Annotated in this window: 24 protein-coding genes; 11 read left to right on the top strand and 13 right to left on the bottom strand. The window is 57.9% G+C overall.

What is annotated here, in order from left to right; translation table 11 throughout:
* Positions 1 to 226 precede the first annotated feature (226 nt).
* Positions 227 to 634 carry a hypothetical protein gene (locus ACOKCT_RS09850; protein WP_420193414.1) on the top strand — a complete coding sequence of 136 codons (408 nt, stop codon included), beginning with the start codon at positions 227 to 229 and terminating at the stop codon, positions 632 to 634.
* Between the two features lie 55 nt (positions 635 to 689).
* Here the strand turns inward: ACOKCT_RS09850 and ACOKCT_RS09845 are convergent, their stop codons facing one another.
* Complete coding sequence (locus ACOKCT_RS09845) at positions 690 to 1,448, bottom strand: alpha/beta fold hydrolase (protein ID WP_420193413.1); 759 nt, start codon at positions 1,446 to 1,448, stop codon at positions 690 to 692.
* 84 nt (positions 1,449 to 1,532) lie between these two features.
* A complete protein-coding gene (locus tag ACOKCT_RS09840; protein ID WP_032610845.1) occupies positions 1,533 to 1,706 on the bottom strand; it encodes a GhoT/OrtT family toxin in 174 nt (57 codons plus the stop codon).
* A 418-nt stretch (positions 1,707 to 2,124) separates the two neighbouring features.
* Between ACOKCT_RS09840 and ACOKCT_RS09835 the strand changes: the two genes are divergently transcribed.
* The 3 genes from ACOKCT_RS09835 to ACOKCT_RS09825 are packed head-to-tail and all read left to right on the top strand — an operon-like array spanning position 2,125 to position 3,017.
* Positions 2,125 to 2,466, top strand: a complete 342-nt coding sequence (locus ACOKCT_RS09835; protein ID WP_159339354.1) for a DUF1971 domain-containing protein — start codon at positions 2,125 to 2,127, stop codon at positions 2,464 to 2,466.
* 10 nt (positions 2,467 to 2,476) lie between these two features.
* A complete protein-coding gene (locus ACOKCT_RS09830) occupies positions 2,477 to 2,830 on the top strand; it encodes a DUF1971 domain-containing protein (protein ID WP_156654553.1) in 354 nt (117 codons plus the stop codon).
* A gap of 4 nt (positions 2,831 to 2,834) precedes the next feature.
* Positions 2,835 to 3,017 carry a DUF1869 domain-containing protein gene (locus ACOKCT_RS09825; protein ID WP_103179704.1) on the top strand — a complete coding sequence of 61 codons (183 nt, stop codon included), beginning with the start codon at positions 2,835 to 2,837 and terminating at the stop codon, positions 3,015 to 3,017.
* Between the two features lie 15 nt (positions 3,018 to 3,032).
* Here the strand turns inward: ACOKCT_RS09825 and ACOKCT_RS09820 are convergent, their stop codons facing one another.
* The 8 genes from ACOKCT_RS09820 to ACOKCT_RS09785 all read right to left on the bottom strand — a co-directional run bounded on the left by ACOKCT_RS09820 (position 3,033) and on the right by ACOKCT_RS09785 (position 12,056).
* Complete coding sequence (locus tag ACOKCT_RS09820) at positions 3,033 to 4,481, bottom strand: flagellin (protein WP_420193412.1); 1,449 nt, start codon at positions 4,479 to 4,481, stop codon at positions 3,033 to 3,035.
* Between the two features lie 197 nt (positions 4,482 to 4,678).
* Complete coding sequence (patD, locus tag ACOKCT_RS09815; RefSeq protein WP_156654556.1) at positions 4,679 to 6,103, bottom strand: aminobutyraldehyde dehydrogenase; 1,425 nt, start codon at positions 6,101 to 6,103, stop codon at positions 4,679 to 4,681.
* 24 nt (positions 6,104 to 6,127) lie between these two features.
* Positions 6,128 to 6,934, bottom strand: coding sequence for an ABC transporter permease (locus ACOKCT_RS09810; protein ID WP_420193411.1), 807 nt, complete (start codon positions 6,932 to 6,934; stop codon positions 6,128 to 6,130).
* Positions 6,924 to 7,868: an ABC transporter permease gene (locus ACOKCT_RS09805; RefSeq protein ID WP_263950777.1), complete on the bottom strand. Its 945-nt coding sequence runs from the start codon at positions 7,866 to 7,868 to the stop codon at positions 6,924 to 6,926. Before ACOKCT_RS09805 ends, ACOKCT_RS09810 begins: the two co-directional genes overlap by 11 nt.
* Position 7,869: 1 nt before the next feature.
* Positions 7,870 to 8,883: an ABC transporter ATP-binding protein gene (locus ACOKCT_RS09800; RefSeq protein WP_420193410.1), complete on the bottom strand. Its 1,014-nt coding sequence runs from the start codon at positions 8,881 to 8,883 to the stop codon at positions 7,870 to 7,872.
* 16 nt (positions 8,884 to 8,899) lie between these two features.
* Positions 8,900 to 10,045: a putative ABC transporter substrate-binding protein YdcS gene (ydcS, locus tag ACOKCT_RS09795; protein ID WP_312348616.1), complete on the bottom strand. Its 1,146-nt coding sequence runs from the start codon at positions 10,043 to 10,045 to the stop codon at positions 8,900 to 8,902.
* Between the two features lie 291 nt (positions 10,046 to 10,336).
* Positions 10,337 to 11,755 (bottom strand): PLP-dependent aminotransferase family protein, encoded by a 1,419-nt coding sequence (locus tag ACOKCT_RS09790; RefSeq protein ID WP_103179711.1) that lies wholly within the window; start codon positions 11,753 to 11,755, stop codon positions 10,337 to 10,339.
* A gap of 112 nt (positions 11,756 to 11,867) precedes the next feature.
* The gene (locus ACOKCT_RS09785; RefSeq protein WP_039028652.1) at positions 11,868 to 12,056 is read right to left on the bottom strand and encodes a hypothetical protein; all 189 of its coding nucleotides are present in this window, start codon (positions 12,054 to 12,056) and stop codon (positions 11,868 to 11,870) included.
* A gap of 359 nt (positions 12,057 to 12,415) precedes the next feature.
* On the opposite strand from ACOKCT_RS09785, the gene ACOKCT_RS09780 reads away from it, so the two are divergent.
* From ACOKCT_RS09780 to ACOKCT_RS09760, 5 genes are all read left to right on the top strand, one after another.
* Positions 12,416 to 13,444, top strand: coding sequence for an LLM class flavin-dependent oxidoreductase (locus ACOKCT_RS09780; protein WP_103179712.1), 1,029 nt, complete (start codon positions 12,416 to 12,418; stop codon positions 13,442 to 13,444).
* A gap of 231 nt (positions 13,445 to 13,675) precedes the next feature.
* On the top strand, positions 13,676 to 15,082 hold the full coding sequence (locus ACOKCT_RS09775; RefSeq protein ID WP_103179713.1) for a cytochrome ubiquinol oxidase subunit I: 1,407 nt from the start codon (positions 13,676 to 13,678) through the stop codon (positions 15,080 to 15,082).
* Positions 15,082 to 16,092 (top strand): cytochrome d ubiquinol oxidase subunit II, encoded by a 1,011-nt coding sequence (gene cydB, locus ACOKCT_RS09770; RefSeq protein WP_159339362.1) that lies wholly within the window; start codon positions 15,082 to 15,084, stop codon positions 16,090 to 16,092. The genes ACOKCT_RS09775 and cydB overlap by 1 nt, the downstream gene beginning before the upstream one ends.
* The gene (locus tag ACOKCT_RS09765; RefSeq protein ID WP_103179715.1) at positions 16,092 to 16,220 is read left to right on the top strand and encodes a DUF2474 domain-containing protein; all 129 of its coding nucleotides are present in this window, start codon (positions 16,092 to 16,094) and stop codon (positions 16,218 to 16,220) included. The genes cydB and ACOKCT_RS09765 overlap by 1 nt, the downstream gene beginning before the upstream one ends.
* 445 nt (positions 16,221 to 16,665) lie before the next feature.
* Positions 16,666 to 16,896, top strand: a complete 231-nt coding sequence (locus ACOKCT_RS09760; RefSeq protein WP_156654564.1) for a DUF2554 family protein — start codon at positions 16,666 to 16,668, stop codon at positions 16,894 to 16,896.
* Here the strand turns inward: ACOKCT_RS09760 and ACOKCT_RS09755 are convergent, their stop codons facing one another.
* Together ACOKCT_RS09755 and ACOKCT_RS09750 are read right to left on the bottom strand one after the other, a co-directional pair.
* Positions 16,897 to 18,861 (bottom strand): peptidase U32 family protein, encoded by a 1,965-nt coding sequence (locus tag ACOKCT_RS09755; protein ID WP_159339363.1) that lies wholly within the window; start codon positions 18,859 to 18,861, stop codon positions 16,897 to 16,899.
* Positions 18,862 to 18,941: 80 nt separating this feature from the next.
* Entirely contained in the window at positions 18,942 to 19,469 is a 528-nt protein-coding gene (locus ACOKCT_RS09750) for a helix-turn-helix domain-containing protein (RefSeq protein WP_103179718.1), read from the bottom strand.
* A 68-nt stretch (positions 19,470 to 19,537) separates the two neighbouring features.
* Between ACOKCT_RS09750 and ACOKCT_RS09745 the strand changes: the two genes are divergently transcribed.
* Positions 19,538 to 20,725 (top strand): benzoate/H(+) symporter BenE family transporter, encoded by a 1,188-nt coding sequence (locus ACOKCT_RS09745; protein ID WP_255410822.1) that lies wholly within the window; start codon positions 19,538 to 19,540, stop codon positions 20,723 to 20,725.
* Here the strand turns inward: ACOKCT_RS09745 and ACOKCT_RS09740 are convergent.
* Positions 20,705 to 21,577: an AraC family transcriptional regulator gene (locus ACOKCT_RS09740; RefSeq protein ID WP_156654566.1), complete on the bottom strand. Its 873-nt coding sequence runs from the start codon at positions 21,575 to 21,577 to the stop codon at positions 20,705 to 20,707. The genes ACOKCT_RS09745 and ACOKCT_RS09740 overlap by 21 nt on opposite strands.
* Positions 21,578 to 21,763: 186 nt before the next feature.
* Between ACOKCT_RS09740 and ACOKCT_RS09735 the strand changes: the two genes are divergently transcribed.
* Positions 21,764 to 22,660 carry a DMT family transporter gene (locus ACOKCT_RS09735; RefSeq protein ID WP_156654567.1) on the top strand — a complete coding sequence of 299 codons (897 nt, stop codon included), beginning with the start codon at positions 21,764 to 21,766 and terminating at the stop codon, positions 22,658 to 22,660.
* Positions 22,661 to 22,674: the final 14 nt, after the last annotated feature.

Here is a 22,674-nt window from a genome sequence, read left to right as displayed (position 1 = left end):
CTTGCGTTCGCTGCTTCTCTGTTAACCGCGTCACCCGTGAACGTGTCAAGGGGGCTATCGCCGCCCCTTAACAATCCCGGCTCCCGGCAAAGAAAATCGCCGCTTCGCGGTGGCCCTCAGCTTATTCCTTCAGGCTTTCGGGTCGGGTTTTTTAGGCCGGATAAGGCGAAGCCGCCACCCGGCAGTGTTGCGCCGGGCGGCACTGCGTTTGCCCGGCCTACAAACAGTGGTTAACAGCACTGCGCCACGCTTAATCCGTCTGGGAGAGCAGCCGCATGATATTACCCATGACGATCGCAGTTTTGTAGGCCGGGTAAGGCGAAGCCGCCACCCGGCAGTGTTGCGCCGGGCGGCACTGCGTTTGCCCGGCCTACAAACAGTGGTTAACAGCACTGCGCCACGCTTAACCCGTCTGGGAGAGCAGCCGCATGATATTATTACCCATGACGATCGCAGTTTTGTAGGCCGGGTAAGGCGAAGCCGCCTCCCGGCAGTGTTGCGCCGGACGGCACTGCGTTTGCCCGGCCTACAAACAGTGGTTAACAGCCCTGCGCCACGCTTAACCCGTCAGGGAGAGCAGCCGCATGATATTACCCATGACGATCGCAGAGCGTTGCAGATCATGTTAGTCTGAAACAGACGTTTGATGGCACTGTCCTGCAACCCTGCGGCTCGTCATAGACGGATCGCTATTCCTGATGCATACAGTCGAACAACGCCTTCGCCAGCGCTGACGGGTTCTCCCACGACATCGAATGTCCAGCATCAGGGATCATTTTCACTGCGACACCCTGCTGGCGCATCTCATCCAGATCGGTATCCGGCAGCGAAAGCTCGCCAAAAATCAGCCATATCGGGCAACTCAGCTGCAAATAGCGCTCGCTCCAGCTGGGCTGTACCCCATTAACCAGGCTCGTTGCTCCGCGCCACACTGCCCAGGGGGCAGTGCTTTGGAGGCAACCCTTCCAGGGGGAGGTTTCCGCCGACAGGATGGCCTGATAACCGGCACTGACAAACTCCTCCCCCGTCTGAGCAGCGATACCCCGGCTGAACATGCCTCCGCCAGCATGAAAATTGGGTTCAGACACGATCAACCCTGACAGACGATCCCCGGCCAGTTCAGCCGTTTCTATTGCTATGCTGCCGCCCATGCTGTGGCCATATAACCAGAATGAGGTTAGGGCTAAATGGTTGAGCAGTTCGATGACCACCTGCGCCTGCGCTGAGGTCTGATAGGTATAAGCTTCCGGTTTATCACTGTAACCACTACCGGGGAGATCGATAAGAATAGCCCGGCGGGAGCCGAACTGAGGGTCGCAAACTATCCGGGGATACTCGTAGGAAGAGGCGCAGCCGAGACCGTGGATGAAGACCAGCGGTTCCCCCTTCCCGGGCAGTTCCTGCCAACGCACCAGGCAACGGGCCTGTTGCGAATAAAAGCTGTTCATAAGCACTCCTTTTCAGACGACTGTGTTTTTATACAGCTCATCAAAGAGGAATGCTATCGCCGTAACGTAAAACGGGGGGCGTTGTCAGAAAAGCGAAATCAGCAGCGCAACCGGAAAACTCATCGGCCAGGTGGAGCCCACCAGAAAGGCGCTCAGGAAGCGGATACGTTTGCGATCTTTAGAGAGAAACCAGGTGATAAGCGCGCTGATGGCCGCCATGACGGCGTAAAACATTAACATCTTTTGATACAACGTCATTTCAAATACCCAATGTGCTGTTCAATAACCGCGCGCAATATGCGACATATGTTGATATGGATCAAGTATTTTTGTTACACATTATCCACATTTTTTGCGTGGTAATAACAGTTAGGTATATCTTGCTACAACTTTGTGGCGGGAGCTGGCGGGACAAACGCTGACCAGGACCGCATTTTGCGGCCCTGGAAGTCCGGTTCTACTTCTTAACCGGTTGAGGCTTTTTGTTACCCGAATCGGGTACTTTGCGGGATTTGTCTTTATCGACTTGTAGCATCAGACTCTCCTTTGTGGCCTTCGGCGTAGATAAGTATAGCCTGGAAAAAGACCCCCCTTTAAAGTTGCATTTTAAATGCAATTTATGATACAAAATAGCCATCACCCGAGCTGTAATGACCTCATCCACAGGGAGGACGTTATGCTGCGTATTCCGCAACACTCTATACACACCCGTTCCACACCGTTCTGGAACAAAGAGACTGCCCCACCGGCCCTTTTCAGGCGCCATCTGGATACCGGCACCCGTCCCGGCGTTTATCCGCGTCTTAGCGTGATGCAGGGTGCCGTGCGTTATCTGGGTTATACCGATGAAACGTCACCCGATCCGGACACCACATTGATCATTGAAAGCGGCCATTTTGCTGTTTTCCCGCCTGAACGCTGGCATCACATCGAGCTGATGAGTGACGATACCCTCTTTAATATCGATTTTTTTGTTGAACCCGAGGTTCTAAAATTTGCCGGGCGTTCTCACGCCTGAGGAGCTAACGATGTTACGTATTCCTGCCAATTTTGTGCATACCCGTGCTACTCCCTTCTGGACTAAAGAGACTGCACCTGCCGCGCTTTTCACCCATCACAACACCAAAGCAGGCGTCTATGGCCGTCTCTCCGTGATGCAGGGCGCCGTAAAATATTTTGGATTTCCGGACGGCGACGCCACCGAATCTGATATGGAGCTGTTGATTGAAGCCGGAAGTTTCGGTATTTCCCCGCCGCAAAAATGGCATCGTATCGAACTCATGACCGAGGACACCGTGTTCAATATCGACTTTTTTGCCGACCCTGAGGTGACGCTGAATGGCGCAGGCTTGGGTAAAGTCGTTAATACTCACAAGGAGTAACGTCATGGGCAAAGCAACGTATACCGTTACCGTCACCAATAACAGCAATGGGGTGTCGGTGGATTACGAGACGGATGCCCCCATGGAGCTGCTCGTCCCGGATGTCGCTGCCGACGTGGTGAAAGAGCTGGTGAACACCGTGCGCGCCTACGACACGGAAAACGAGCACGAGGTGTGCGGCTGGTAGTTTGCCGCTCCCTTCTTACATTTTGAGCAGTTCAAGCACCGTTTGCGGCACCTGATTCGCCATTTTCAGGGCCGCATTCTGGCTCTGCGCCAGGATCTGCGCCCGGGCAAGCTGACTGGCCTCGGCGGCATAGTCGGCATCCTGGATGCGGCTGCGGGCGGCCTGCATCGCCACACCCTGCTGTGAAAGCACCGCTTTGCTGGATTCAAACCGGTTCATCATCGCGCCATACTGCCCCCGATAGCTGCTCACTTTCTCCAGCGCGGCATCCAGTAATCCCATACATTTTCTGGCGCCCGCCTCGGAGGCCATATCGCTATTTTCCAGCTGCAGCGTCTTTAAATCCGTCGGGGTCGGCTCAATGGTGGTGGTTTGCATCTGCTCCCCAAAATTGGCGCTGGTCACCACCTCTATGGGACGGCTCTGCTTCGGCGGAACCGCCGGGGTCATTGTCGGCGTCGGCAAGGTTCCCCAGGTAATGTTGCTGGTAAAGGATCCGCTCCCCACCACCATCACCAGCAGATCTTCGGTGACGGTATCCAGCGTCATGCGTTCGATGCGGTTCGAACCGTTAGCCCCGTCGTTCCAGGCGCCAATCGCTTTATCTTCATAGCGATCGCCATCGCCGCTGTAGGTAATGGTCATCCCGTTATAGTTAAGCGATTCCCCGCTGAGGCTCCAGCTCGGGCCGCCCTCAATTAGCTGGCTATCGTCATAGACCGCCCCGCTGCTAAAACCGTTTTTAGCCGTCAGTACCGATGCGGTGGCTTTGGTGCCATCAGTGATGCCGCGGCTGACCCAGGTATAATCCGCATCAGGGCCAGATAAAGGTGTCCCGGCGAGATGTTTTCCATCCCGGGTAAATAACTGTAGATCGTCATCCAGACCCAGCGAATCAATGGTAATGGTGATATTCGTCGACCCGGCCGGAATATAGGCCAGCGGAATAATTCCAGAACTGAATGAATAATCGGTTCCGGCTAGCGGGAATTTGTTGTTTAACGGCGGTACGTCGCCGATTAATTGCGGCGGTAATACCGGCTTATCGGTCGCCAGCGGATATTGACCGAAGATCTCAGTCTGCTCCGAGACCTGAGTAATGGTCGCCAGGATCTGCTGATACTCCTGGTTGATACTCTCCCGGTCAGACGGCGACAGCGTGCCGTTCGCCGCCTGGATCGCCAGGCTTTTGGCTTTAATCAGCATATTCCCGATATCGCTCAGGCTCCCTTCCGCCGTCTGCGCCAGGCTTATGGCGTCATCGAGCCCGCGGGAGATAACGCTATCCGCATTGATATTTGAAAACATCCGGTTGGCAATGGCCTGCCCGGCCGCGTCATCCTTCGCGCTATTGATACGCAAGCCGGATGACAGGCGTTCAATGGTTTGAGAAAGCATCGTCGTGTTTGCTTTCCGGGACTTAAGCGAGAGCCCGGCAATCTCGTTATGATTAATTGCAAGCATGATGAACAGGGCCGTTTGTCTGGTCTGACTACTCTATCGGCCCGCTCAAAATTTTATTTAGGAAATATTTTATAAAACCAAACGATATATTTTCCCCCTGAGATAAGGGGCAGCAAAATATATTTCTAAGTTAATGTATTCAATAAAATATATTATTGCGCGCCGGTTACCGTGCAGTAACCGGCGCTGGGCACAGATCAGTGCTTAAACATGATATGACGAACCACGGTGTAGTCTTCCAGACCATACACCGACATGTCCTTGCCGTAGCCCGACATTTTCATCCCGCCGTGGGGCATTTCGCTCACCAGCATAAAGTGGGTATTCACCCAGGTGCAGCCGTACTGGAGGTGGGCGCTGACGCGGTGCGCGCGGCCCACATCCTGGGTCCACACGGAAGAGGCCAGCCCATACTGCGAATCGTTGGCCCAGTTCAGCACCTCCTCTTCGTCGTCGAATGGCGTCACGCTCACCACCGGACCAAACACCTCCCGCTGGACGATGGCATCTTCCTGCTTCGCCCCTGCCAGCACGGTGGGCTGGAACCAGTAACCTTTACCGTCGTGCTTGCTGCCGCCGGTGATCACCTGTACATGTCCCAGGGCTTTCGCCTCATCCACCGCTTTGCACACCCGGTCGAGATGCGCCTGGGAGCTTAACGGACCCAGTTCGGTGCTCTCGTCATTCGGATCGCCGATCTTCAGGCTGGCGACCGCGGCCCCCAGTTTTTCCACCAGCGCGGCGTATATCCCTTTTTGGGCGTAGATACGACAGGCGGCGGTACAGTCCTGCCCGGCGTTGTAGAAGCCGAAGGTGCGTACCCCCTCCACCACCGCGTCGAGATCGGCATCGTCAAAGACAATCACCGGCGCTTTGCCGCCCAGCTCCATATGGGTGCGCTTAATCGTCGAGGCGGTATGGCCGATGATATGTTCGCCGGTGGCGATAGAGCCGGTGAGCGACACCATGCGCACCTTTTCGTGCCCGGTCAGCGGGTCGCCCACGGTTTTACCCCGGCCAAACAGCACGTTAATGACCCCGGCCGGGAAGATATCTTTTGCCAGCTCCGCCAGCTTCAGGGCGGTGAGCGGCGTGATTTCAGAGGGTTTCAGCACCACGCAGTTACCGGCCGCCAGCGCGGGCGCCAGCTTCCACGCCGCCATCATCAGGGGATAGTTCCACGGTGCAATGGACGCGACAACGCCAACCGGGTCGCGGCGGATCATGGAGGTGTGCCCCTCCAGATATTCTCCTGCCGCCGAACCGTGCAGAGTACGCGCCGCCCCGGCAAAGAAGCGGAACACGTCGGCAATCGCCGGAATCTCATCCCCCATCACGCAGTGCAGCGGTTTGCCGCAGTTCTGCGACTCCAGCCGGGCTAAGGTGTCGGCCTGAGCGTCAATGGTATCCGCCAGCTTCAGCAGACACTCGGCGCGGCTTTTTGGCGTGGTCCGCCCCCAGCTGGCAAACGCGCGGTCCGCGGCCTGCACGGCTGCGTCCACCTGGGCGGGAGAGGCCTCGGCGATCTCCAGCAGCACCTCGCCGGTGGCAGGGTTATAGACCGGCTGCTTTTCCCCTTCGCCGTTGACCAGTTCACCATTAATCAGCAGTTGAGTTTGCATAGCTTTGTCCTGTTTCAGTCAAGGTTATTTCCCGCTTCCGGCTACGTTTTCGCCGTCGCGGGTCAGCCACCAGGCCCCCAGAATGGGAATGGCGGTCACCAGCATAACCAGCAGTGCCACCACGTTTGTTACCGGTACATCGCGCGGACGCCCAAGCTGGTTTAACAGCCACAGCGGTAACGTGCGCTCATGTCCGGCGGTAAAGGTCGTCACGATAATCTCATCGAACGACAGGGCGAACGCCAGCATACCCCCCGCCAGCAGCGCCGACCCCAGATTGGGCAGCACCACGTAGCGGAAGGTTTGCCAGCCGTTAGCGCCTAAATCCATCGAGGCTTCAACCAGGCTCCAGAAGGTGCGCCGGAAACGGGCAATCACATTATTGAACACCACCACCACGCAAAACGTGGCGTGACCGAGGATGATGGTGAAGAAACCGGGCTCCAGATTAATGGTCTTGAACGCCGTCAGCAGCGCCAGACCGGTGATGATCCCCGGCAGGGCGATGGGCAGGATCAGCATCAGCGATACCGCGTTCTTGCCAAAGAACTCCCGCCGCCATAGCGCCGCGGCCGCCAGAGTGCCCAGCACCAGCGCAATGGCCGTCGACAAAGCCGCGATTTTAAGTGACAACGTCACAGCTTCAATAATGTCGCTGCGCGTCGCCGCGGCACTGAACCACTTCAGCGTCAGCCCCTGTGGCGGAAAACTGAACGCCGCGTCCTCGGTATTAAAAGCATAGATGGCAATAATCAGCAGCGGAAAGTGGAGGAAGATCACCCCGCCCCAGGTGGCGATTTTCAGAAACAGCGGTGCGCGTTCAGAGTGCATCAAACGCTCCCAGACGTTTCACGAACGCCAGATAGAGGGTAATGAGAACAATCGGCACCAGGGTGAAGGCCGCCGCCATGGGCATATTGCCAATCGCCCCCTGCTGGGAGTAGACCATCTGGCCGATAAAGTAGCCCGGCGGCCCCACCAGTTGCGGCACGATGAAGTCGCCCAGCGTCAGGGAGAAGGTGAAGATCGACCCGGCCGCGATGCCCGGGATCGCCAGGGGCAGCACGACATAGCGGAAGGTCTGCCGCGGCCGGGCGCCGAGATCGGCTGAGGCTTGCAGCAGTGACGGCGGCAGACGCTCCAGCGCCGCCTGCACCGGCAGGATCATAAACGGCAGCCAGATATAGACGAATACCAGAAAGCGCCCCAACCCGGAGGTGGAGAGCGTACTGCCTCCCACGCCCGGCACCGTCAATAGCGAGGTGAGCAGCGGCTCCAGCCCCATATGGCTGAGAAACCACTGCGCCACGCCATCCTTGGCCAGCAGCAGCGTCCAGGCGTAGGCCTTGACGATATAGCTGGCCCACATCGGCAGCATCACCGCGATATAGAAGAAGGCTTTCCACTTTCCGTGGGTGTAGCGCGCCATATACCAGGCCATCGGGAAGGCCAGAATCGCGCTGCCGATGGTGACGGCAATCGCCATCGTCAGGGTACGCAGGATGATGTCGTAGTTGGCGGGATTAAACAGCGCGCGGATGTTGGCGAAGGTCAGATCCGGCGTGACCGCCATGGTGAAGTCATCGAAGGTGTAGAATCCCTGCCACAGCAGGGTGAACAGCGACCCGAGATAGACAATGCCAAACCACATCAGCGGCCCGAGCAGGAGTAAAAACAGCCCCAACGACGGCCTGCGCCAGAACAGCGCCGACAGACGTCCCGACAGGCCGTGCGAAGCCGGTGGCGGCGAAACGCTCATCTCCATTTCACCTCTCCTCATGCAGCGGCACCATAGCGTCGCGCGCCCACGAGGCGGTCACCTGCTGCCCGGCCTCAACCCCCGGGGCCAGCGCGGAGCCGGTCAGGTTGGCCTGGCTCACCAGCAGTTTCTCCCCCTCGGCAAGCCGCAGCTCGTAACGGGTCGCCGCCCCCTGAAACTGCACCGCCTGCACCTGGCCCAGCACCTGAATTTCACCCTGCCCGTCCAGACGAATATGCTCCGGGCGCAGGGAGTAGCTACCGGCCATGCCGCAGACGCGCCGGGCGGTGGCGTCGGTAAAGACGTTCGAGGTGCCAACGAAGCTGGCGACAAACGGGGTGCGTGGACGCAGATAGAGCTCCCGCGGGGTATCCACCTGCTCGATTCGCCCGTTGTTAAAGACCGCCACCCGGTCAGACATCGACAGTGCTTCCCCCTGATCGTGAGTGACGAAAATAAAGGTGATGCCCAGCTCCTGCTGCAGTTTTTTCAGCTCAAACTGCATCTGCTCCCGCAGCTTGAGATCCAGCGCGCCGAGGGGTTCGTCCAGCAGCAGAACACGGGGCTGATTGACCAGCGCCCGGGCAATCGCCACCCGCTGACGCTGGCCCCCGGAGAGCTGGGAAGGCTTGCGCACTTCGGCAAAACTGAGGCCGACCTTCTCCAGCGCCTCGCGGGCCTGGGCCTGGCGGGTAGATTTGTTGATCCCCTTCACCATCAGCCCGTAGGCCACGTTCTCGAGGATCGACATATGGGGAAACAGGGCATAGTCCTGAAAGACGGTATTGACGTCCCGCTCCCAGGGAGGGAGTTCGCTGGCGTCTTTGCCAAAGATAGCTATCGCGCCGCCGCTCAGCTGCTCGAAACCGGCAATCAGGCGCAGGCAGGTGGTTTTGCCGGAGCCCGAAGGCCCCAGCATGGAGAAAAACTCCCCGTCACGGATCCGGATCGTTACTCCATCCACCGCACGCACATCGCCATACAGGCGGGAGACATCGTTAAACTCTACTGCGTAGGTCATATTCCGCTCCCTGCGCTTAACGACCGCCCATGATGGCGATATAGTCCTGAACCCAGCGGCTGTAAGGGACAAATTTGCCACCGTTGGCGACAGGGGTTTTCCAGAACAGGATCTTGTCGAAATAGGTGTAGCCGTTGGTTTCACAGCCTTTATCGCCGAGCAGAGTGCTGGCTTTACAGCCTTCTGCCACCACTGGCAGGGAACCGAACCACGCCGCCAGATCGCCCTGCACTTTTGGCGTCAGGGACCAGTTCATCCACTTATAGGCGCACATCGGGTGTTTGGCATCGGCGTGCAGCATCGTGGTATCCGCCCACCCTGTCACCCCCTCTTTCGGGAAGACGGTGCCTATCGGCTGATTCTCCCCTTTCAGAGCGTTGGCCTGATAGGGCCAGGCGCTGGAAGCCACCACCCCTTCGTTTTTGAAGTCACTCATCTGCACCGTCGTGTCGTGCCAGTAGCGGTGCACGAGTGCATGCTGATCTTTCAGCACGTTTAACACCGCCGTGTACTGCGCTTCCGTCAACTGGTAGGGATCGGTGATGCCCAGATCTGGCTGGGTGGCTTTGACATAGAGCGCCGCATCGGCAATGTAGATCGGCCCATCGTAGGCCTGCACGCGCCCTTTGTTGGATTTGCCGTCCGGCAGGGTCTGTTCTTTAAACACCACGCCCCACGTATCAGGCGGTGTCGGGAAGGTTTTGGTGTTGTACATCAGCAGGTTTGGCCCCCACTGATAGGGCGTGCCGTAGGCCTTGCCGTTAACGTTGAACCACTCCCCTTTGACGATCCTGGGGTCGAGGGTTTTCCAGTTGGGGATCAGGTCCGGGTTGATGGGCTGAACGCGTTTGCCCATGATCAGGCGCAGAGAGGCGTCGCCGGAGGCGGTCACCAGATCGTATCCGCCCTTCGCCATCAGGCTCACCATCTCATCGGATGTCGCGGCGGTTTTGACGTTAACTTTACAGCCGGTCTCTTTTTCAAACTGGGTGACCCAGTCGTAGTTTTTATCGGTCTCGCCCCGTTCGATATAGCCCGGCCAGGCAATGATATCCAGACGACCTTCGCCATTGCCGATCTCTTTTGGCGGCTCTGCCGCCTGCGCAGTCAAAATAGTCATGCCGAGCGCGCACAGGCTGCTACGGGCAAATGTTTTGCTCATACGTATTACTCCTGTCGTAATGAAATCAGAAGGCAGCCGTGCCGGTAGAATATCTCCTTAATTAAACGTAGACCGCGCCATTGCAGCCCACCCGGCAGGCCTGAGAAATTTCGCCAGGTTGTGACCGGGGGCGCATTCCCCGGTAACTGGATTATAGACAAGGGGTTAGCAGGCGATGAGGTTATGCATATTTCCTATGAGCGATAATAAAAAACGCCGCAAATTAATTGCGGCGTGATTAAGGGGATAAGAAATGATTATTTAGCGGCTGCGATCAATAGCGAGAAAAACTTATTTTTGCGTTTTTAACATCCCGCTAATTATTTGCCCTAACTGGTTCACCGCCTGCTCCTCCCGCTCTCCCCAGGCCCACGAGGTATTAAAGCGGAAAAATGGCGTCCAGGTATCGGAGGTGGAGAACATTTTGCCCGGCGCAATGCTGATGTGGTGCTTCAGCGCCCGGGCGCTGAGCTCACCGGCGTCCAGCGGCGCGGGCAGCTCCAGCCATAAAAAATAGCCGCTGTCGCTGTGGTGAATTTTCACCTCATTGGGCAGATGGCGGAGCAGCGCCTGCCACGCCTGCTGCTTGCGCTCAGCCAGGGTGCGGCGCAGGCGCCTGAGATGAGCGTCGTAACGTTTGGTGGCGAGATAATCCACCAGCGCCAGCTGCATGGGCGAACTGGTGGACAAGGTGCTCATCAGTTGAAGCTGCTGGATGCGGCGGGCATGTTTCCCGGCGGCGACCCAGCCAATGCGGAACCCGGCCACCAGACATTTGGAAAAGGAGGAGCAGTGCAGGGTCATGTCGCTGCGATCCCAGGCTTTCGCCGGGAGCGGCTTTTCGCGGCCATAATAGAGCTCGCTGTAAACATCATCTTCAATCAGGGTGACGTTGTGCCGGGCGAGTAATGCGACAAGCTGCGCTTTTTTGTCGGCGCTGAGGGTAAAGCCCAGCGGGTTCTGCGCGTTGGTCATCAGCCAGCAGGCTTTAACCGGGTAGTCGTTCAGCGCCTGCGCCAGGGCGTTGAGATCGATACCGTCGCGCACGTCGGTCGCCACCGACAGCGCCTTCAGCTTCAGCCTCTCCAGCGCCTGCAGCGCGCCATAGAAGCAGGGATTCTCCACAATCACCCAGTCGCCCGGCTCGGTGACCGCCTGCAGGCTGAGGTTCAGGGCTTCCAGCGCGCCCGCGGTAATCACAATTTCATCCGGGGAGATGTTCATCCCCTGTTGGGCATAGCGGCGGGCGATGGCGTGGCGCAGATCGACATTGCCCGGCGGCAGGTTCTCGATCACGCTCATGGCGGTGGCGGTTTTGCTGACGTTCGCCAGGGAACGGTTCAGCTGCTGTAAGGGAAAGAGACGCGGATCGGGAAAGGCCGAGGCAAAGGGCACCACCGCGGGATCGCGGCTGGCCTGCAGCACATCGAAGATATAGGTATTGATATCCACCGACTCGTCGCGCATCACCTGCGCGGGCGGCATCGGCTGCTCTCCGCTGGGACGGGCGGCGACGTAATACCCCGACTGCGGGCGCGCCACAATGTGCCCCTGGCTCTCCAGCATCTGGTACGCATGGCCGACGGTCATAAAGCTCAGCCCGCTGCTGGTCACCTGCTCACGCAGGGAGGGCAGCTTATCGCCGGGCTGCCAGACGCCCAGGTCGATCTGCGAAATGATTTGCTGCGCCAGGCGCTGGTATTTTTTCATCGGGTTCTCCTTGCTGCGTTACATAGTATATCAGCAGGAGAAAAAAGGCAGAATTAATAAACTGTTATAGGTGAGAGAGGAATGTCAGCAGGCGTGACGGCGCCTGACTGAATTACTTGCGCAGCTCAAACGGGACCTGGCGGGCATGACGGGAGGCCGCTAAATGGTCGAGGGTGATCATGGAAGATTTGCAGAAAATGCACTTCGCACCGTGTGGATTTTTTTCAGACACGTCGAAAATGGAAGTACGGAACTGCGAACCATGACAGCATGGGCAACGAAAATGGATAGTAGAACTCATGTAAATCTCCTGTACGTATACACGTAAAAACTAATGGGCCTTAAAGGCAATAAGGGTCTGAGACAAAACTAATCAGAGCGTAAAGATAAAACCCAGGAGCGACTGTGGAGAGGCACAACGTGATGAGATTGCTTTAGGAACTGCTTCAGATATTTTTGGATTTCAAACCGAAAGAGCATTAACGCATTAATGATGGAAGGATGCAAGCGGTATTTACACTATCCTTCCATAAAACAAGCAGAGCCGCTGAATTCATTCAAATTTTTTGACCTCATCAGTGAAATAAACGCCATTTCTTCTCATCGGGTAATCCGTAAAGTAAGGGTTATGTTGTTTCTCAGAAATCAGGAAAACCCGGAATGAAAAAGATCGGTTTTTTATCATTTGGTCACTGGACACCGTCACCGCAGTCCGGCACCCGCAGCGCCGCTGATGCGCTGCTGCAGTCTATCGATCTGGCGGTCGCCGCCGAAGAGCTGGGCGCAGATGGCGCTTATTTCCGGGTGCACCATTTTGCCCGCCAGCTCGCCTCCCCTTTCCCGCTGCTGGCTGCCATTGGCGCAAAAACCAGCCGGATTGAGATCGGCACCGGCGTAATCGATATGCGTTATGAAAACCCGCTCTATATGGCGGAAGATGCGGGCTCAGCCGATTTGATCTCTGGCGGGCGTTTACAGCTGGGGATCAGCCGCGGCTCGCCGGAACAGGTGATCGATGGCTGGCGCTACTTTGGCTATGTTCCTGCGGAGGGCGAAAACGAGTCGGATATGGCGCGCCGTCACACCGAAGTGCTGCTGGATGTGCTGCGCGGCGAAGGGTTTGCTAAACCCAACCCACAGCCGATGTTCCCTAACCCGCCGGGCCTGCTGCGCCTGGAGCCGCACGCCGAAGGTCTGCGGGATCGCATCTGGTGGGGCGCAGGCTCTAACGCCACCGCCGTGTGGGCCGCGAAGCTCGGGATGAACCTGCAAAGCTCTACCCTGAAAGATGACGAAACCGGCGAGCCGTTCCACATCCAACAGGCGAAACAGATCCGCGCCTACCGTGCCGCCTGGGCCGAAGCGGGACATACCCGCACCCCGCGCGTCTCGGTCAGCCGCAGCATTTTCGCCCTGATGGACGATCGCGACCGGATGTACTTCGGCTCCAGCCGTAATGAAAGCGACAGCGTGGGCTATCTGGATGAGAAAACCCGCGCCATCTTCGGGCGCAGCTATGCCGCCGAGCCAGACAAGCTGGTTGCCCAGCTGAAGCAGGACGAAGCGATTGCCGAGGCGGATACGCTGTTACTGACCGTGCCGAACCAGTTGGGCGTGGAGTACAACGTGCATGTGATCGAGTCGATCCTGAAGCATGTAGCACCGGCCATGGGGTGGCGGGACGAATAAACAAACGTTGTGCCGGGTGGCGGCTAACGCCTTACCCGGCCTACAAAGTCCCTGCCCGTAGGCCCGCGCAAGCGAAGCGCCGCCGGGCGTGGTGGCAACTAACTTTAACACTTCCGGATAACGCCCTGTTTTCCTGAAACTGTTATACAAAAATTCCCCTTTTCTGTCTCTGATACTGATTTTCGCGCTGATTTACCATAACAGTCACACCGATTGACCTTGAGGTTGTGCATGTTTGGTTTAGATGCGTTTGTTCTTGCGAGGATCCAGTTTGCTTTTACTGTCTCCTTCCACATTATTTTCCCGGCGATCACCATTGGCCTCGCCAGCTATCTGGCGGTGCTGGAGGGGCTGTGGCTGAAAAGCAAAAACCCCGTCTGGCGCTCGCTGTACCATTTCTGGTCGAAGATTTTCGCCGTTAACTTTGGCATGGGCGTCGTCTCCGGGCTGGTGATGGCCTACCAGTTTGGCACCAACTGGAGCGGTTTTTCCCAGTTTGCGGGCAGCATTACCGGTCCGCTGCTGACCTATGAAGTGCTCACCGCCTTCTTCCTCGAAGCGGGTTTCCTGGGGGTGATGCTCTTCGGCTGGAACAAAGTCGGGCCGGGGCTGCACTTCTTTGCCACCTGCATGGTGGCGCTGGGCACGATTATCTCCACCTTCTGGATCCTCGCCTCCAACAGCTGGATGCAGACTCCGCAGGGCTATGAGATCGTCAACGGCCAGGTGGTGCCGGTGGACTGGTTGGCGGTGGTGTTTAACCCCTCTTTCCCCTATCGCCTGCTGCATATGTCGATTGCCGCGTTTCTCAGCAGCGCGCTGTTTGTCGCGGCCTCGGCGGCCTGGCATCTGCTGCGCGGGAACAATACCCCCGCCATTCGCCGCATGTTCTCAATGGCGCTCTGGATGACGCTGATCGTCGCCCCCCTACAGGCGCTGGTCGGGGATATGCATGGCCTCAATACCCTGAAGCATCAGCCGGCCAAAATTGCCGCTATTGAGGGTCACTGGGAGAACCCGCCCGGCGAGCCGACGCCGCTGCTGCTGTTTGGCTGGCCGGATATGGAGCAGGAGCGCACCCGCTATGGCCTTGAGATCCCGGCGCTCGGCAGCCTGATCCTCACCCACAGCCTGGATAAGCAGGTTCCGGCGTTGAAAGAGTTCCCGAAAGCGGATCGGCCCAACTCAACCATCGTCTTCTGGTCGTTCCGCATTATGGTCGGGCTGGGCCTGCTAATGCTGCTCCTGGGCGCGATCGCATTGTGGCTGCGCTACAGGCAGCGGCTCTATTACTCCCGGCCTTTCCTGTGGTTTGCCCTGCTGATGGGACCGTCGGGCTTAATTGCGATTCTCGCCGGGTGGGTGACCACCGAAGTGGGCCGTCAGCCCTGGGTGGTCTACGGACTCCAGCGCACCAGAGATGCGGTATCGGCCCACGGCGATCTGCACATGAGCGTCAGCCTGCTGGCCTTTATCGTGGTCTACACCTCGGTCTTTGGCGTCGGCTACAGCTACATGGTGCGCCTGATTAAAAAAGGGCCGCAGGAAGTAGAGAGCTTCCCGACCGAAAACGATGGCCGCCCGGCGCGCCCGCTCTCGGCTGCGAGCGCTGAATTCACTCACAAGGAGACACCATAATGGGCATCGACCTCTCCCTGATCTGGTTTGTGATTATTGTCTTTGCCACCCTGATGTACATCGTGATGGACGGCTTCGATCTCGGTATCGGTATTCTGTTTCCCGCCATCCAGGACGCGGACGACCGGGACGTGATGGTCAACAGCGTCGCCCCGGTGTGGGACGGGAACGAAACCTGGCTGGTATTAGGCGGAGCCGCGCTGTTTGGCGCCTTTCCGCTGGCTTATGCGGTGATCATCGATGCCCTGACCATTCCGCTCACCTTAATGCTGATCGGGCTGATTTTCCGCGGGGTGGCGTTCGAGTTCCGCTTTAAGGCGACGCCCGCACATCGTCCTTTCTGGGATAAGGCGTTTATTGGCGGTTCACTGCTCGCCACCTTTACCCAGGGGATGGTCGTGGGCGCGGTAATCAACGGCTTTCCGGTCAGCGGCCGCGCTTTTGCCGGGGGGCCGTTCGACTGGTTTACCCCGTTCAGCCTCTTTTGCGGCCTGGGGTTGGTAGTGGCCTACGCCCTGCTGGGCGCCACCTGGCTGGTGATGAAAAGTGAAAACCCGCTTCAGGGTCGGATGCGTAAGATATCGAAGCGCCTGCTGCTGGCGTTGTTGGTCATCATTGCGGCGATCAGCCTCTGGACACCGCTGGCGCACCCGGCCATTGCCGATCGCTGGTTTAGCCTGCCGAACCTGTTCTTCCTGCTGCCGGTTCCGCTGCTGGTGGCGCTGCTGGGCCTGTGGCAGTGGCGCTGCCTGGATAACCCGCATAGCCACCATCTGCCGTTCGTGCTGACTCTTGGGTTAATCTTTCTCGGTTTTAGCGGACTTGGGATCAGCATCTGGCCGCATATCATTCCGCCCTCTGTCACCCTCTGGCAGGCCGCTGCGCCTGCCCAGAGCCAGGGCTTTATGCTGGTGGGGGCGTTGTTTATTATCCCGATCATCCTTGTCTACACTTTCTGGAGTTACTACGTATTTCGCGGAAAAGTCCAGCCTGGGGAGGGCTATCATTGATGAATCAACCTGTCTGGAAACGTCTGATGTGGATGGTGATTATCTGGGGCGGCAGCGTGCTGGCGCTGGCGCTGGTGGGGTTTTTCTTCCGTATGCTGATGACGGCGGCGGGGTTTAAGTCACACTAGCCAACTTAAAGCGATAATTTGGCCGCTACATAACACTCAATTTACAGCGGCTCCCTGGTCCGGCTGAAAATCGCCGAAGCGTTGACCGCAGGCCGGGGCGAGGCGCATGGATGCGCCGAGAGGGGGCGACCTACAGGGATGTAGGATCGCCCCCGACCCGATAGCCGGAGGGAATAAGCTGAGGGCACCGCGAAGCGGCGATTTTCTTGCCGGGAGCCGGGATTGTTAAGGGGGCGGCAATAGCCCCCTTAACACGTTCACGGGTGACGTGGTTTGCAGAGAAGCAAGGAACGCAAGGTGAACGGAACTCCCTCAACCGCCGCATATCCCACCTTCCCCATCCCTACAAATCCCAACAAATCCTTTCCCGCCTTTAAAAACCCGAATAATAACCTCACGAAACTATCGGCATCATACTGCGTAAACGTAATCAACCGGTGGCAAGATGTTTAAAAAAACGTTATCAACAATAATGCTCACCTGCGCCCTTTTCTCCGGCCAACTGATGGCCAGCCATAAAGGACATGAATTTTTTTGGGTGAAGAACGTCGAGCAGCAGCTGCGCCACGAGGCGGATAGCGATGAGTTACGGGTGGTGGCAGAAGAGTCGGCAGACGGCTTGCGCGAACATCACCACTGGCAGAAGTCGCGCAAACCGGATACACATTTTCGTTAATTACGCGCCTTTACGCTTCGGCAGCGTTTTGAGCAGATCGTCAGGGCTGACGGAAGCCACCACGCTGCCCGGCTGAGGCATTTTAAGGATGTGATTTTTCATCTTGCCGATGACGTGCATCTCGCATGGACGGCAGTCAAATTTCAGGGTTAACACCTCATCACCATTCACCAGCTGCATCGGCGTCGCCTTCCAGCTCTTGATATTGCCTTTGGCCTGTTTTGGACAGAGGTTGAAGGCGAAGCGCAGGCAGTGCTTGGTGATCATCACCGGTACGTCGCCCTTCTCTTCGTGGGCTTCATACGCAGCATCAATGAGTTCCACGCCATAGCGCTGATAGAATGCCCGCGCCTTGTGGTTGTAGACGTTCGCCAGGAATGAGAGATGCGTTTCCGGGTAGACCGGCGGCGGTACAGAGACCGCTTTGCGGCTGCCACGCGGGTAGTTGGCCAGGCGCGCGGCGTCCAGCATCTCGGCCGTTTCACGACGGAACGGGTTCAACAGGCTGTTCGGCACAAAGAGCGCGCCAGGCAGGTTGACCTGAATATCCCGGGCGTAATAGATAGTCTGACCCAGCTTAGCGACGCCATCCTTCAGGTTGTTCAGCGCTTTTTCGGCGTTGTTCGCCACCTCAAACTGCCCGTCCAGGGTATGGGTGACGCTGGTACCGTCTTCGCTGGTCATGGTCAGGATCAGCTGCTCTTCCCAGCCGCCCAGCTCGATGTCCACCGCAACGCGGCGCTCGCTGGAGGTTTTCAGCAGCGCCTGCTGCCAGTTATGGTCCAGGTTACGGTTCAGGGGGGTATGCGGACGCACTTTATGCAGGTCGGCAGGCATTTCGTTTGGCCAGACGCGGTAGCGATTTTCACCGGTTTTCTCCACCGTGTTGGCGCGGAAGCCGACCACTTCACGTTTGATCATCACGTTCAGGCCATCGCCATTCGCCAGCGGTTCGGTCACTTCCACATCCAGATGCTCTTTGGAGACTTTAAGCACTTCACCCACCGGCAGGCCGATAAACTTCGGCGAGTCGAACGCGCCGATATCTCCTTTGCGCGCATTCACAAAGTAGTCGGTACTGCCGCGATGGAAGGTCTTGTCGGTAGACGGAATAAAGAAGTGCTCGGTACGTCCGGCGGAGCTGCGGGCCAGATCGCCGCGATCTTCAATAATGGCATCGAGCATCTGGCGGTAATGGGCGGTGATGTTCTTCACATAGCTCATGTCCTTGTAACGCCCTTCAATCTTGAAGGAGCGCACGCCCGCGTCGATCAGCGCGCCCAGGTTAGCGGTCTGGTCGTTGTCTTTCATCGACAGAAGATGTTTTTCAAAAGCCACCACCCGGCCCTGATCGTCTTTCAGGGTATAGGGGAGACGACACGCCTGGGAGCAGTCGCCGCGGTTGGCGCTGCGCCCGGTCTGGGCGTGGGAGATGTTGCACTGCCCGGAGTAGGCCACGCACAGCGCGCCGTGGATAAAGAACTCGATGGTGGCGTCGGTCGCCTGGTGGATATCGCGGATCTGGTTGAGGTTCAGTTCACGGGCCAGCACGATCTGGGTGAAACCGGCATCCGAGAGGAACTTCGCCTTTTCCACGGTGCGGATATCGCACTGGGTACTGGCGTGCAGCTCGATCGGCGGGATATCCATCTCAAGGACACCCATATCCTGGACGATCAGCGCATCAACGCCGGTCTGATACAGATCGGTAATCAGACGCTGCGCCGGTTCCAGTTCATCATCATGAAGAATGGTGTTCAGGGTCACGAACACTTTCGCCCCAAAACGGTGGGCGAACGGCACCAGGTCGGCGATATCGCGCAGGCTGTTGCTGGCATTATGGCGGGCGCCAAAACCAGGGCCGCCGATATAGACCGCATCGGCACCGTGAAGGATCGCTTCACGGGCAATGGCGGCGTCACGAGCCGGGCTTAAAAGTTCAAGATGATGGGATGGCAGGCGCATACTTCGTCGTTATCCGTTATGGTCAAAATGGCGGCTATTGTAGTCAGAAGTATGGGCCAGTGAAACAGTTTTGCGTGTCTTTATCGGGGATAATGGATGAGTGAGTGAAAGTGCACCGTCTGGCCGCTGCTGTTGCGGTAGGCGTGCGGTTTATCTCCGGCAAAACGCAGGCCGGTATCAGGTAAAAGCGTCTGCCAGACGCCGTCGATCTGCATCTCCAGCTCACCGCTTATTACTACCACATGCTCAATTACCCCGGCCTCGTGCGGGGTGGATTCACTGAGGGCGCCCGGCGCGAGGGTAATCGAGAAATGATCGTATTTCAGCGCCTCATCCCAGGGAAAGAGCGGTTTCACCACCATCGCCTGCTGCTGGGGATCGAATACCGGCGGGTTTTCCGCTTCGGGGGTGATAAAGGTGGAGAACGGCACGTTGAGTCCGGTAGCGATTTTCCACAGCGTCGAGACCGTCGGGCTGGATTCGTTCCGCTCGACCTGGCCGAGCATTGCTTTTGACACCCCGGTCTCTTCAGCCAGCTTCGACAGGCTCCAGCCGCGCGCCTGGCGCAGCGTTTTCAGCGTAATTGCAAGATGTTGCGTAATGTCCATAGCCCCTCCTCTTGCCGCGAGTGTACCACTTGTATGCTATAACGCACAGTGCTACATTCACGGCTGTTATAACGCACAACGGAGTTCTCATGCGCGCATCCTCGCTCACCTTTCCCACCCTCTTATCCGGTTTCGTTGCCGTACTGGTGGGCTACGCCAGCTCTGCCGCTATTATCTGGCAAGCTGCGGCAGCGGCAGGCGCAACGGCCCCGCAGATTGCAGGCTGGATGACCGCCCTGGGTCTGGGGATGGGGATCAGCACGCTGGGGCTGTCGTGGTGGTATAAAGCTCCTGTGCTCACCGCCTGGTCGACACCGGGTGCCGCCCTGCTGGCGACCAGCCTGCAAGGAGTCACGCTTTCAGAAACCATCGGCATCTTTATTTTTGCCAATGCCCTGATCGTTATCTGTGGCGTCAGCGGCCTGTTTGCCCGACTGATGAAGATCATCCCCCATTCACTGGCGGCGGCGATGCTTGCCGGGGTGCTGCTGCGCTTCGGGTTACAGGCCTTCAGCAATCTGGAGGGGCATCTGCTGTTATGTGGCAGTATGCTGCTGGCCTGGCTGCTGACCAAAGCCTTTGCCCCACGCTATGCCATCGTCGCCACCCTGCTGGTGGGTGGATTAGTCGCGGCGCTGAAAGGTGACGTTGTCACGGACAGACTCACTTTCGCGCTGGTGATGCCGCAATTTATCGCCCCCACCTTCAATCTCACCACGCTTATCAGCATCGGCCTGCCCTTCTTTTTAGTCACCATGGCGTCACAGAATGCGCCGGGGTTCGCCACGATGAAAGCCTCCGGCTATCCGGTGGCCGTCTCGCCGCTCATCATTGTCACCGGCGGGCTGGCGCTGCTGCTGTCGCCGTTTGGCGTCTACTCCATTTGCATTGCGGCGATCACCGCCGCCATCTGTCAGAGCCCGGATGCGCACCCGGATGCCGGTAAACGCTGGCTGGCTGCGGCTGCGGCGGGAGTCTTTTACCTGCTGGCCGGCATTTTTGGCGGCTCAATTAGCGGACTGATGGCGGCTCTGCCGCTAAGCTGGATCCAGACGCTGGCAGGTCTGGCGCTGCTGGGCACCATCAGCGGCAGTCTGCATCAGGCGCTGCATAATGAGGCCGAGCGCGATGCCGCCATCGTGACCTTTCTGCTGACCGCCAGCGGCGCAACCCTTGCGGGGATAGGCTCGGCGTTCTGGGGGCTGGTGGCGGGCGGCGTCTGCTACGCCCTGCTGCTACGTACTCGCCGCTCGTAGCTGGGACGGCGTAAGCCCGGTGGCGGCGCGAAAGCGGTTGCTGAAATGGCTGGCGGAGCTGAATCCGCAGGCCAGGGCAATGTCGGTGAGCGGCTGGCGGGTGGTCCGCACCAGGGTTTTGGCCTTCTCCATCCGCCGCTGCATCACATACTGGTGCGGCGCCATCTGCATCGACTGACGGAACATGCGGGCAAAATGAAACTCGCTTAAGCTTGCCTGGGCGGCCAGTTCCGCCAGGGTCAGCGGCTGGGCCAGATTCTCTTCGATAAAGGCCAGCACATTACGCAGGACGAACGGCGACAGGCCGCCCGTGACCGTTGGCAACGCCCACTGCACGTTACTGTAATGCTGCACCAGATGGGTCAGGAGCAGCGTGGAGGCGGTACTCAGCGTGAGCTGGTTAGCAGACTGCTGCCAGTCGCAGCCAAGGATAAAATGGCGATACAGGGCGGTGATGCTGGCATCGTCACCAAACAGATTTTCGTCAAGGGTAAAGCTGTAGGGGCTTTTGTCCCACACCTGCTCCCCGACGCTACGCAGGTGGTCATCGGTACAGTAGAGATGCACAAACGACAGATCGTCGCGAATATCCCAGGTGGACTCGCTCTCTTTGGGCATCAGGCAGAAACGGTCCGGACCGCCGCCATTTTTCCAGCCGGCGGTGGTTTTGTGATAGCTCTCGTAGCCGTCGGCGATATAGAGACTGAGCGTATGGTGATCGCAATACTGGGTGATGGTGTCGCGCTTATTCGACCAGGCCGCCAGCTGGATCCCTGAATTCAGCGCCACGGCATTGTGCAATACCGCTTTATGTTTGCGCAGATTTTCAAAGGCACCGTAGGTCTCAGCCATAACCACTCACCCGGTTGTTAATAAGAGTTAACAAGTCTAAAAAGTTCTTCGCCTCAGTGCCAGTCCTCTTCCGCGCAGGTCAGGAAAAAAGCGCAAGATTATGCAAGTCCACCGCAAGTCTGTGAAAGAAGACCCGTTTCCCTGCCGCCATACTGACCCCCAGACTTTGCTGAAAAGAGAAATAGGATGAACGCATTTTTGTACGCTCTGGTCGTCATTATCTGGGGAACCACCTGGATTGCCATCTATCTACAACAAGGGCCGGTCCCCGCGCCGGTCTCTATTTTCTGGCGCTTTGCCGTCGCCACCGCCACCATCATGGCGGTGCTGCTGATTCTGCGCCGCCTGCGTCCGCTGGCCTTGCGCGACCATCTGTTTTGCGGCCTGCAAGGATGCTGCGTCTTTTGCTTTAATTTCTGGTGTTTTTACACCGCGGCGGCGTATATCAATACCGGGCTGGAGTCGGTGATTTTCTCCATGGCGGTGCTCTATAACGCCCTGAACAGTTTTCTCTTTTTTGGTCAGCGTCCGCCCGCGCGTTTTTATCTGGCGGCGGCGCTGGGGCTGCTCGGCATCATAACACTCTTCTGGAACGACCTGCTGGCCAGCGGCTGGAGTGCCGGTCTGCTGTTTGGCATTGCCCTCTCGGCGCTGGGCACCTACGGTTTTTCGCTGGGCAATATGATCAGCCTGCGCCACCAGCGCAACGGTCTGGAGACCATGACCACCAACGCCTGGGCGATGCTGTACGGTACGCTGGTGATGGGGGCGATTGCGCTGATCCGCGGGGATGACTTTACGCCGGTCTGGTCGGTAAGCTACATGGGTGCGCTGCTCTATCTGGCGCTCTTTGGCTCGGTGATTGCCTTTGGCGCCTACTTCACGCTGGCAGGAAGAATTGGCGCAGGCAAGGCGGCTTACAGCACCCTGCTGTTTCCGCTGGTGGCGCTCTCATTTTCTACGGTGTATGAAGGCTATGTCTGGCACAGCAACGGGATTGCGGGGCTGCTGCTGATCTTAACGGGGAATCTGGTGATGTTTGCCCGCCCGGAGAGCTGGTTCCGACGGCTACGAACGGCGTAACAAAACCGGCCTGC

Origin of the sequence: Leclercia sp. M-A074-M (assembly GCF_965195605.1) — a bacterium.
In the GTDB taxonomy this organism is placed as follows: domain Bacteria; phylum Pseudomonadota; class Gammaproteobacteria; order Enterobacterales; family Enterobacteriaceae; genus Enterobacter.
Note: the sequence above shows the minus strand (reverse complement) of the source record. Positions and strands in the feature narration are given on the sequence as shown.